Origin of the sequence: Gottfriedia acidiceleris (assembly GCF_036421055.1) — a bacterium.
GTDB lineage: Bacteria > Bacillota > Bacilli > Bacillales > Bacillaceae_G > Gottfriedia > Gottfriedia acidiceleris_C.
In genome coordinates this window covers 1-11,910 of record NZ_JAZGQS010000011.1, presented here as the reverse complement: position 1 = coordinate 11,910, position 11,910 = coordinate 1, and the positions used below count along the sequence as shown (strand labels likewise).

The window sequence follows — 11,910 nt, the reverse complement described above, 5'->3', positions numbered from 1 at the left end:
TAATAATTTAAGAGGAGGTTAAGAATGGTGTAAAGTTCTTTGATGAATATTCCATATTTCTGATGCGTATTGACGAATCGTGCGATCACTTGTAAAAAATCCCGATTTAGCAACATTGTTAAGACTTTTTACAGCCCAATCCCTTTTATTTTGATACGTATGATTGATACATTCATGCGCTTTTACATATGAAGAGAAATCTCTAAGTAAGAAATACTCATCATTATAAGACATGAGTGAATCAAAAATTGGTTCAAATTCTTCTCTTGGTAACGGAAATAACCCGTGAAGCATTTGATCTAACACCTTTTTTATTCGCAGATCATGATGGTAATAATCACTGCTTTTATATCCACCATATTGGTAATAATTTAATACCTCGTCAGCTGTAAGACCGAATGTAAAAATATTCTCCTCGCCAACTTCTCTTAGAATCTCAATATTAGCACCATCAAGTGTACCTAGCGTTAAAGCACCATTCATCATAAATTTCATATTCCCAGTTCCCGAAGCTTCTTTACTTGCTGTCGAAATTTGTTCACTAACATCCGCTGCTGGAAAAATAATTTCACCTAATGAAACTCGGTAATTTTCAATAAAAATTACTTTAATAAATTGACTTATATAGCGATCATTATTAACAATATCGGCTACTGAGTGAATTAATTTAATAATCTTTTTAGCAAAGTAGTAGCCAGGAGATGCCTTCGCTCCAAAAATAAAGGTTCTAGGATGCATTTTAAAATGTGAATCTTCCTTCAAACGATTATATAAATACATGATGTGTAAAACATTTAGTAATTGTCTTTTATATGCATGCATCCGCTTAACTTGAATATCAAAAATTGAATCTGTATCTAATGCAATTCCATTTGTATAGTGAACATAATTTTCGAGAACTTCTTTTCTCTTTTTCTTTACATTCATAAATTTCGATAAGAATGCATCGTCATCTTGATATTCTAATAGATTCTCAAGTTGAGTTGGTTCATGTATCCAACCGTCTCCAATCGTGTCATTTATTAAACTACTAAGTTCAGGATTACATTGGAGTAACCATCTTCTATGAGTAATACCATTTGTTTTATTATTAAACTTGAATGGTTCATACTCATAAAAAAGCTTCATCTCTCTTTGTTTTAAAATTTCAGTGTGGATTTCAGCTACTCCATTAACGCTCTTACTGCCTACAATTGCTAAATGAGCCATTTTAACGACTCCATGAGCAATAATAGCCATTTGTTCAATTCGATCCCAATCGCCTGGGTATTTGTTCCAGAGCTCTTTACAATATCTTTCATTTATTTCTTCCACAATCATATAAATCCTTGGCAATAAAGGCTTAAATAAATCAACTCTCCATTTTTCAAGTGCTTCCGATAAAGTAGTATGATTCGTATATGAGATCGTTTGAGTTGTAATTTCCCACGCTTCATCCCATGATAACTTTTCAATATCAATTAAAATTCTCATTAACTCCGGAATCGCTAAAACTGGATGTGTATCATTTACATGAATAGCAATTTCTTCATGGAGCTTCCGAATATTACCATACTGCTCTTTATATGAATCTACTATTCTTTGAATACTTGCAGAAACTAAAAAATATTGCTGTTTTAGACGTAAAATCTTGCCTTCATCATGTGTATCGTCAGGATATAAGAATTCTGAAACTGCTTCTGCCTCTCGCTTATATTTCATCAGCGATTTATTTGAGGAATGAGTAGACGCTTCAGCACTCCATAATCTTAATGTATTTACCGTGTTTGTTTGATAGCCGATAATCGGTAAATCATATGGGACCGCTGTAATTGCTTCAGCACCATGAAGGCGGAATTCCAATCGATTTTTATTATTAAATGCTTCTACTTCTCCACCGAATAAAACCTCTATTGCTTCATCATCTCTTCGAACTTCCCAAACATTTCCGTATTTCAGCCATTGTTCAGGTAGCTCGACTTGATATCCATCAACAATTTTTTGGTCAAATAGGCCATGTTTGTAGCGGATGCCACATCCATGACCAGGCAAGTCTTGTGATGCTAGAGAATCAAGAAAACATGATGCTAGCCGTCCAAGTCCACCATTTCCAAGACCAGCATCGCTTTCAAATTCCTCAAGAGCACTTAAAGAAATTCCTAATCTCTCGAGGCCAGATTCACATAACTCTCTAATCCCTAGATGAATTAAGTTACTTTTCAAAAGCTTTCCTAATAAGAATTCAATTGATAAATAATAAACTTGTTTTTTTCGCTCTAAGCGGTATTGTTCACTCGTATCTAACCAATTACCGCTTATATGTTCGCGAATCATCGTTCCAAGTGTTTGAAATTGCTCTTGAGTAGTGCTATCTGCAGTACTCTTTCCATGCATACTTTCTAGCTTCTCTTTAAAACACCACTCAAACTCCTCCACACTAGAAAACATGGAATCACCTCGCCCTAAAAGATTTTTACTTCGAAGACTGCATATATAGTTTTGCATATTCCTTAGCAGATTTTAACCAACTTGAATCTCTTCTAATTGCATTCCTTCTGACTGATTTCCAATGTTTTTTATTCTCATAGATACTCAATCCACGTTCAATTGTGTGAAGCATATCGTGAGCATTATAGTTAGTAAAAGTAAAACCATTTCCACTCTTTGTCTCTTCATTATATGACTGGACAGTATCATTTAGCCCCCCAGTCTCTCTGACGATTGGAACACACCCGTATTTCATTGCAATAAGCTGACCTAATCCACATGGCTCAAATAATGAAGGCATAAGGAATAAATCTGCACCTGCATAAATCTGATGAGCAAAGCGTTCATCAAATCCTATGTAAGCTCTAACTTTATCGTAGTAGTTATGCTCCATTGCTTTAAAAAAGTTCTCGAACTCTTCATCACCAGAACCCAAAATTACTACTTGGACATTATAATCCATAATTTGAGGGAATACGTGTTGAATAAGATCAATGCCTTTTTGACTTGTTAATCGGGAAACCATTGCAATAATAGGAATATTCTCATCCATTTTTAATGCAAGTGACTCCTGCAATTTCAATTTATTTTCTGTTTTATTTTCGATTGTAAACTCATCGTAATTAGAGTGAATTTTTTGGTCAGTAGCAGGATTATAAATAGTTTCATCAATTCCGTTTACAATTCCAAAAAGTTTGTGATCTTGCTCACGTAATAATCCATCTAATTGCTCTCCGAAAAATTCATGCTTAATTTCTTCTTTATATGTTGGACTAACAGTTGTTACGAAATCACTTGAAATGATTCCAGCTTTCATAAAGTTGATACAATCATAAAATTTCAAATAGTCATCGCGAAAATATTGTTCATCAATCCCTAACATATCGTCCATTACCTCTTTTGAAAATACGCCTTGAAATTGAAGGTTATGGATTGTAAAAACAGATTTCATTTTTGGATTGATATCTTTTAATGCGCCATACTCTTTCATGAAAAATGGGATCATTGCTGTATGCCAGTCATGACAGTGAATAACATCGGGTTTAAAATCTAATTCTTTAATACATTCAATTGCTGCAAGAGAAAAGAATGCAAAACGCTCTCCATCATCAAAATGACCGTACAATTTATCTCGATTAAAATAGTACTCGTTATCAATAAAATAATAAGTTGTTCCTTCTACTTTCAATTCAAATAAACCACAATACTGTTTTCTCCAGCCTAGATTTATAGATAGCTCTTTTACTAGCTTAGCTTCTTCTCTATATTTAGCGGGAATTAACGAGTAAAATGGAAGCATTACTCTTACATTCGTATTTAGTTTATTTAAATACTTAGGGAGAGCGCCTGCAACATCTGCAAGCCCTCCCGATTTAACAAATGGTACACATTCTGAAACAATATATAAAACATTTACCACTGAATCAACGCTCCTTGGACTGAACCTTTTTGAAGCACTACTGGCTCACTTAAGCTTCCTTTTATTTCAACGCCATCTTCTATTCGAACATCTTTATCTAATATAACGCCATCTAATATACAATTATCTCCAATGTTTGATTTTTGCATAACAACACAATTTTGAATAATTGTATTTTTTCCAATTTTCACTGCTCTTGAAATAATACTATTTTCAACCGTTCCCTCAATTTCACATCCATTAGCTACAATCGAATTTTTTACAATTGCTTCTTTTGAATATTTTGTTGGTGGCTCATCTTTAACCTTAGTAAAAACAGGATAAGATTTTAAGAATAATTGATTCCATATCTCAGGATTTAATAATTTCATACTTTGCTCGAAATAATCCTCAATTGTTTGAATGATTGAAACTTGTTGAGGTATTTCATATGCACTTAGTTCAACCTCATTATTTTGATCGCGTACAACGTCCATAATTGTTTCATAGCCTTTTTCGTGGAAGTTTTCAAATAGCTTTAACAATAACTCTTTTTCAAGGATATAGATATTTAAAGATTTACCGAACTGCTTTAACTCAGTAATTTGTGCATTTGTTTCGATATGTCTCTTTAAAACTGGTCTAAAATCCACAGAGCAAATCGTATAAGTATTTGCTACTACTACATACTTTTGAGTAGATCGTTGCAAAAATTGTATATGTTTTTCAATGAAATCGAATGTACCAAAAGCTCCATCAGTTGGTTCTGGCGTAAAAATGAATAGTCCATCCTTTTTACGATTTAAATCCCAATGTTTACCGGAGCCTAGGTGATCAATAATTGATCGATAAGGTTGATCAGGAAATACAGCGACACTCGTAATACCTGAGTTCACCATATTACTTAACATAAAATCGATTAAACGATATCGACCTGCATAAGGAAGTGTTGCTAATGGTCGATGCTGTGTTAACGGCTTTAAAGATTCAAAATGTGTTGACGCCTCAATTATTCCTAGCATAGTATGTTTCATCAAATAACCCTCTCAATCTATTTTTCTATTTGAGGAATGAGCCACCTCTTATTCTTCGCTTGTTACTAGAATTACCTCTTCATAATCTTTCTCTGGACCTAAAAGGCTTCCATCAGGAATAACCATCCCAGGAGCTACTACTGCACTTTCAATTCGAACATCTTTTCCAATAACACAACCTGGCATAACGACAGAGTCTTTTATCATACTGCCTTCACCGATTGTTACACCCTGGAATAAAACAGAATGCGATATAAAGCCTTCAACAACACACCCCTCATTAATTAGAGAGTCTTCAACGATTGCTGTAGGTGCAATATATTGTGGTGGTTGATTTGGATTAACTGAATATATGCGCCAATCACGGTCATATATATTTAGTTCACTATCTTCATTTAACAAATCCATATTTGCTTCCCATAAGCTTTTTACTGTACCAACATCTTTCCAATAACCTTTGAAAGGATATGCAACTACTTTTTTCTTTTCTTCTAATAAAAGCGGAATAACGTCTTTACCAAAGTCGTTACTTGATTCTGGATTACGATCATCCATCTCTAAAAACTCTTTTAAAACATTCCATTTAAAAATATAAATTCCCATTGATGCTAAATTACTCTTCGGATATTGAGGTTTTTCTTCAAATTCTATAATATCCATTTCATCATTTGTATTCATAATTCCGAAACGGCTAGCTTCATCAATCGGAACTTCAATAACTGAAATCGATACATCTGCCTCTTTTTCAATGTGATAGTCTAGCATTTTACTATAGTCCATCTTATAAATATGATCACCCGAAAGAATCAAAACATATTCAGGCTGATATTGCTTTATATAATTTAAATTTTGATAAATTGCACTTGCAGTACCTGTATACCATTTAACTCCAGATGCTTCTGAATATGGCGGTAAAACAGTTACCCCACCATTTAAGCGATCTAAATCCCATGCACTTCCTATACCAATATATGAGTTTAGTACTAGTGGCTGATATTGAGTTAGCACTCCAACAGTATCAATACCTGAATTTGTACAATTACTTAAAGTAAAATCGATTATTCGGTATTTACCTCCGAAAGCTACGGCTGGTTTTGCTAGTTCTTTTGTTAACGAACTTAATCTACTCCCTTTTCCCCCTGCTAGTAACATTGCTACGCATTTTTTCTGAACCATTGCTGCTAATCCCCTTTCGCATTTTAACTGGACGAATGATTGTAAAACTAAAGGCAGGTAATGCTATTTCAATACTGTATGGTAAACCATGGTATGGTATTTCTTCTGATTCAATGGCAGAACGATTTATTTTACTTTCGCCACCAAACTGTATATAGTCACTTGAAAGCAATTCTTTATATCGATGCTTTGCAGGTACTCCAATTCGATATGTTTCATAAGAAATCTCTCTAAAATTACAGATTACGATGACATAATCCTCTTTGTTTTTTCCTTTACGGATAAATGAAAATACACTTTGATCGGCATTATTTGCATCAATCCATGAAAATCCATCCCAATGATTATCAACTTCATAAAGTGATTTATTTTTTTTATAAATCGATAATAATTCTTTGAAATATTTGTTCATCTTGGAATGATATTCATAATCTTTAATCATCCAATCAACTTGCTCTAAATCCTTCCACTCATCAAATTGCCCAAATTCACTTCCCATAAATAGAAGCTTCTTACCCGGATGAGATAAATAATAACCAAATAGTACCCTTAATTGAGCAAACTTCTCCTCATATGTACCTGGCATTTTATTTAACAAAGATTTCTTACCATGTACTACCTCATCATGTGAAAAAGGTAAAACAAAATTTTCTGAGAAGGCATATAAAAACGAGAAAGTCATCTTATTATGATGATGCTTTCTTTCCGTTGGGTGAGTCTCCATATAAGTCAAAACATCATTCATCCAACCCATATTCCACTTAAAATTAAAACCTAATCCACCTTCGTATGTAGGAGCAGTAACTAATGGCCAATCAGTAGAATCTTCTGCAATCATTAATACTTGTGGATCGTGTTCAAATACAGCTTCATTTAATTTTCTTAAAAAGGCCGTTGCAAAAGGATTCTCTTCATTTCTATTTTTCCAATATAAAATATTTGCAACAGCGTCTACTCGGAAACCATCAATATGAAAATATTCCATCCAATACAAGGCGTTTGAAATAAGAAATGATTTTACTTCTGGTTTTGATAAATCAAAATTCGCTGTTCCCCATACTTCATTTTCTCTAGCATCATAACCTTCATATTCATATGTCGGTTCACCGTCAAACATGTATAATCCATGTGAATCCTTACAAAAATGACCAGGCACCCAATCCATAATGACTCCCAATCCGTTCTGGTGGCATTCGTCAATAAAGCTCATTAGCTCATGAGGATTTCCATATCGACTAGTAGAAGAAAAATATCCTACTCCTTGATACCCCCAAGAACGATCATATGGATGTTCAACTAATGGTAATATTTCAATATGTGTAAAACCATGATCTTTTACATATGGAATAAGTTCTGTCGCTAATTCAGCATAAGTATAAAAAGCACCGTTTTCCTTCTTTTTCCAAGACCCTAAATGTACTTCATAAATTAAAACAGGTTCTTCATATACAGATTTTTTAAATTTCTGCTTACGATATTTTGCATCTTTCCATTTATAGCCCGAAAGATCATAAACGATCGAAGCTGTGCTTGGTCGCAGTTCACTATAGAAAGCAAAAGGATCACTTTTTAATAAAATTTCCCCATGTTTGGTTAAAATTTCATATTTGTATATCGTCCCATGTCCAATTTCGGGGATATATATCGTCCAAATCCCTTGATCGTTCAACTTTTCCATTTTATGTTCGGAACCATTCCAACTATTAAAATCCCCAACAACTGAGACACCTTTCGCATGTGGAGCCCACACTGTAAAAGTAGTTCCAACTTTATCCCCTTTTTTTACAACATGTGCCCCAAAGCATTCATGGCTATGGAATAAACTTCCCTCATGGAATAAATGCACATCAAACTCAGTTGGCCGTGTCAAAAGCAACATCCTCACCTCATTACAATCTCTTAAATTCTTCTATCTCTTAATATTCTACAAATATATCTATTCACCTTGTTTTTATGCAAAAAAAATTCAAAAATTTTTTTCGATAAATGAATAACCATTCATGAAACCGTTGTCATTGTTGCGTTTGTCGTAAAAATGTCGAATTTGTCGAATGAATATAATGTATAATTATACACTCCATTTACAAAACCCCTTGTCTTAATTTGTAATTTTTTGATTTATCATAAAATTTCATACATAATTTACACTTTTATTACATATAAACTATATTTTAAAAAGGAATTGTAGAAAAATGTCGAATCGAAGGGGAGAATTTTTTTTGAAAAAAATTTTAGAAACCACTACCAAATTACAGATGTAAAATACAAAATAAACTTAAAAACGCATTCATTCATTATGCGGTAATAAATGGTGCATTAAATAGTAACTGACTTACGTATTAGGCAATTCAAAAAAACTATTCAAATGCAAGTAGAAAAGAACACCAAAGTTACTAAGGTTTGCGTCAATATCATCATTTCCCTAGTGGTACTACCTTCTTATTTTTAGTTCAATAAAATAACAATCGGAATATAGTAAAAAGGATCTTCGTTATTACGAAAATCCTTTTTGCCCTATATTAAAAACATTATTATCCTTGCACTCGCTTACTTGATGTTATAACACGTAAACGAATATCTGAAATCAGGAATACACTACATAAAATCACAAGAAAACCAAACAACATGCCTAATGTAATATGTTCTTTTAAAATAAGAACTCCCCAGATTATTCCGAACACCGGAATTAAAAAAGTAACACTTAATGTTTTGGTAGGTCCAACACTTTCAATAAGATGAAAATACAATAAATATGCTATTGCAGTACAAAATAATGCTAATCCTAAAACTGCCAATATAGCAATTCCTGAAACTTTATCTGTAGATGCTGAGAAATTTAGAAAGGTAAAAGGTAAAAGTAAAATTGAAGCACCAATTTGTTGACCAGCTGCAATTGAAAGTGGTGGTACCCCATCAAAAGCTTTCTTTGCATACACACCTGCAATTCCATATGAGATCGTCGACAAAACTGCTAGTCCAATTGCTATTTTAACATCATAAGTAAACGGGATTGAACTCCACCCTACTAACAAGATCACACCTATTAACCCCACTATTATTCCAGTCAACTTTCGAAAACTCAACTTTTCTTTCATCCATAAAAAAACAACCAACGCTGTAAATAATGGCGTCAAAGAGTTTAGAATTGATGACATTGAGGCTGGCAAATGTAATGCTGATATGGCAATTAATGTAAATGGAATTGCCGCATTTAATGCCCCTATTATTAAATATTCTCTCCATCTCTTTTTAAAATGTAATGACTTTTTAGTAACAACCAAATATAGCACCAATGCAAACGCAGCAATTATAACTCTTCCCTGTATTGTTAAAATTGGTCCAAAAACTGGCGATGCTATCCTAATAAATAAAAATGATGCTCCCCATAATGCAGCTAGGCACAACAAAGCTATTCCATCTTTTAGCTTCATTTATTTAACCCCTTTCTGTATGTAGTTGGAGTGTAATTAAAATAATGACGAAACATACTTGAAAAATGTGCCGAGCCTTTAAATCCAAGGTTATACGCTATTTCAGTAATGGTTCTCTCAGTATCTCGTAATAATCTCAAAGCTTCGATCATTCTTAACCTTGTTGCGTATTCTAACGGCGATAAACCCGTGGACTTTTTAAATAATCTTTGCAAATGAAATTTACTTACTCCAACTTCAATTGCTAAACGATCCAATGTTAAGTTATTTCGATATTCTTTTTCAATAAAATGTTTGGCAGATAAAATAATATCTTCTTCATTTGAGTGAAGTAATTCAGGACGACATCTTTTACATGGACGGTACCCATCTTTCATTGCCAAAGAAAATGACGGATAATATGACACATTTTCTTTTAATGGGGTTCTTGACTTACACGATGGTTTGCAGCAGATTCCAGTGGACTTAACTGCATAGATAAACACTCCATCGTAGGTTTCATCGCATGATTCAACTGCATCCCACATGACCTGATTATTTAATTCGTTCATTTAATCACCTCATTTTTAGCTATTCACATTTTAACACTAAGATCATGCGCTTGCTTTCAATTTCTTGCTTTCTAATTTCTTTGGAAGAAGGATAATAGTTAAAGAGCATCTGATTAGTTTGAATAACACCTAACTTTTCAATCACAGTAGAACCTTTTATATTTCACTAGAACTTTACAACCTAAAAAATGAAAAACATAACTTATCCTTCTTTTTAGATACTAAATGAAATTAATTTTTAACAAAAAACAACTTAATAACTAGCAGTTACACTCTAGTAATAATATTTGAAGTATACTAAAAAAAATGGTTATTAACGACGTTGTAGCTAAAGGGTGAGGAGATTATGATGTTGGAATTTAAAATGAGTGAAAAGGCTATAAGTTTTGAAAACGAAGAATATGTGACCCGAATGAAGATTAATGGAAAAGGTGAAGGCCGAGATCGTGGAGAACTAAGACTGAGATGTGCTGTTTCCATTACTTTATTTGTAAAAGAGACAGAAAAGATATTAAATTTACGAGGGAATATTTATTGGGATGCAGCTTACCCAAAAGCACATATTTTCTTTACAGGTGGCAGTTTAGTTGATTTTATTGAGGAACAAGGATATGAATATATCGAATTTAAAGAGTACTGGAGTCGAGTGAAACGGTTAGCAATTAATGTCTTTTCAGATGATGAAATTAAAGCGTATCATAAAAAGTTAAAAAATGATCAAGTAACTGTTTAAAGCAAAGATTGCTAAAATTCGGATTAACAATTCAGTTAGTCCGTTTTTTTGTATAGATAAATGGGAAATTAGTTATTAAATTACTGCTATGTAAATTTAAGTTAAAATTATAACTTTTTCCTTTCCGAGAAATGAAATGGGCTTCTAACTTTATGTTCTAAGATAAATACTTTAAATTGAAGCGATATAGCACTGTACATCTTAAAACCAGTGAAAAGAGTTCTAAAATAGGAGAAACAGACGGATTCAGTATTTATCGCGATCTGAGCAGCCCTAAAAAAGACAAAAAAAACTCAGTTACCTGTGTTATCACAAATAACTGAGCTTTAGCTATGACCCGTACGGGACTCGAACCCGTGTTACCGCCGTGAAAGGGCGGTGTCTTAACCGCTTGACCAACGGGCCAAAAAAAATATGGCAGAGAAGAAGGGATTCGAACCCTCGCACCGGTTACCCGATCTACACCCTTAGCAGGGGCGCCCCTTGAGCCACTTGGGTACTTCTCTATCATATGGCTCCGCAGGTAGGGTTCGAACCTACGACCACTCGGTTAACAGCCGAGTGCTCTACCACTGAGCTACTGCGGAAAAACTAATTATAAAAATTAATGGTGGGCCTAAATGGACTCGAACCATCGACCTCACGCTTATCAGGCGTGCGCTCTAACCAGCTGAGCTATAGGCCCATTAAATTTTATAAAAAGCGGGTGATGGGAATCGAACCCACGACCGAAGCTTGGAAGGCTTCTATTTTACCATTAAACTACACCCGCATAATATGGGGCGACCGATGGGAATCGAACCCACGAGTGTCGGAACCACAATCCGATGCGTTAACCACTTCGCCACGACCGCCATAAAGAGTGCCGACTAGAGGACTTGAACCCCCAACCTACTGATTACAAGTCAGTTGCTCTACCAATTGAGCTAAGTCGGCCTAATAAAATTTATTTTACTTAATTTTATTTACTGCCTAATTTAGTTCATCTCTTAGTCGTCCTTGTCTCAGGAAAAATTACAAGATGTTGCTCGACAAGTACGCTGAGGTTTTGCTACGAAGCTTATTCGTTCGTGCTCTACCAATTGAGCTAAGTCGGCTTATTATAATAAGCATTTTTTAA

General features: G+C 34.0%; 8 protein-coding genes and 7 tRNA genes. 1 reads left to right on the top strand and 14 read right to left on the bottom strand.

Features of this window, described 5'->3' with window-relative positions:
* Positions 1–18: 18 nt before the first annotated feature.
* From RAH41_RS16715 to RAH41_RS16685, 7 genes are all read right to left on the bottom strand, one after another.
* Complete coding sequence (locus RAH41_RS16715; protein WP_331224070.1) at positions 19–2,427, bottom strand: glycogen/starch/alpha-glucan phosphorylase; 2,409 nt, start codon at positions 2,425–2,427, stop codon at positions 19–21.
* Positions 2,428–2,452: 25 nt separating this feature from the next.
* Positions 2,453–3,886 carry a glycogen synthase GlgA gene (gene glgA, locus RAH41_RS16710; protein WP_331224068.1) on the bottom strand — a complete coding sequence of 478 codons (1,434 nt, stop codon included), beginning with the start codon at positions 3,884–3,886 and terminating at the stop codon, positions 2,453–2,455.
* Positions 3,880–4,899 (bottom strand): sugar phosphate nucleotidyltransferase, encoded by a 1,020-nt coding sequence (locus tag RAH41_RS16705; protein ID WP_331224067.1) that lies wholly within the window; start codon positions 4,897–4,899, stop codon positions 3,880–3,882. The genes glgA and RAH41_RS16705 overlap by 7 nt, the downstream gene beginning before the upstream one ends.
* A gap of 48 nt (positions 4,900–4,947) precedes the next feature.
* The gene (locus RAH41_RS16700; protein ID WP_069034771.1) at positions 4,948–6,075 is read right to left on the bottom strand and encodes a glucose-1-phosphate adenylyltransferase; all 1,128 of its coding nucleotides are present in this window, start codon (positions 6,073–6,075) and stop codon (positions 4,948–4,950) included.
* Entirely contained in the window at positions 6,023–7,954 is a 1,932-nt protein-coding gene (glgB, locus tag RAH41_RS16695) for a 1,4-alpha-glucan branching protein GlgB (RefSeq protein ID WP_331224064.1), read from the bottom strand. The genes RAH41_RS16700 and glgB overlap by 53 nt, the downstream gene beginning before the upstream one ends.
* A 652-nt stretch (positions 7,955–8,606) precedes the next feature.
* Positions 8,607–9,506 (bottom strand): DMT family transporter, encoded by a 900-nt coding sequence (locus RAH41_RS16690; protein WP_331224063.1) that lies wholly within the window; start codon positions 9,504–9,506, stop codon positions 8,607–8,609.
* The gene (locus RAH41_RS16685; protein ID WP_331224061.1) at positions 9,503–10,057 is read right to left on the bottom strand and encodes a bifunctional transcriptional activator/DNA repair enzyme AdaA; all 555 of its coding nucleotides are present in this window, start codon (positions 10,055–10,057) and stop codon (positions 9,503–9,505) included. The genes RAH41_RS16690 and RAH41_RS16685 overlap by 4 nt, the downstream gene beginning before the upstream one ends.
* Positions 10,058–10,403: 346 nt before the next feature.
* On the opposite strand from RAH41_RS16685, the gene RAH41_RS16680 reads away from it, so the two are divergent.
* On the top strand, positions 10,404–10,790 hold the full coding sequence (locus RAH41_RS16680; RefSeq protein ID WP_331224060.1) for a hypothetical protein: 387 nt from the start codon (positions 10,404–10,406) through the stop codon (positions 10,788–10,790).
* A 333-nt stretch (positions 10,791–11,123) separates the two neighbouring features.
* On the opposite strand, the gene RAH41_RS16675 is transcribed toward RAH41_RS16680, so the two are convergent.
* From RAH41_RS16675 to RAH41_RS16645, 7 genes are all read right to left on the bottom strand, one after another.
* Positions 11,124–11,195 (bottom strand) — tRNA-Glu (locus RAH41_RS16675).
* 10 nt (positions 11,196–11,205) lie between these two features.
* Positions 11,206–11,296 (bottom strand) — tRNA-Ser (locus RAH41_RS16670).
* Between the two features lie 6 nt (positions 11,297–11,302).
* A tRNA-Asn gene (locus tag RAH41_RS16665) sits at positions 11,303–11,377 on the bottom strand.
* 21 nt (positions 11,378–11,398) lie between these two features.
* Positions 11,399–11,475 (bottom strand) — tRNA-Ile (locus RAH41_RS16660).
* A gap of 16 nt (positions 11,476–11,491) precedes the next feature.
* Positions 11,492–11,562, bottom strand: a tRNA-Gly gene (locus RAH41_RS16655).
* A gap of 6 nt (positions 11,563–11,568) precedes the next feature.
* A tRNA-His gene (locus RAH41_RS16650) sits at positions 11,569–11,644 on the bottom strand.
* Between the two features lie 9 nt (positions 11,645–11,653).
* Positions 11,654–11,726, bottom strand: a tRNA-Thr gene (locus RAH41_RS16645).
* Positions 11,727–11,910 lie beyond the last annotated feature (184 nt).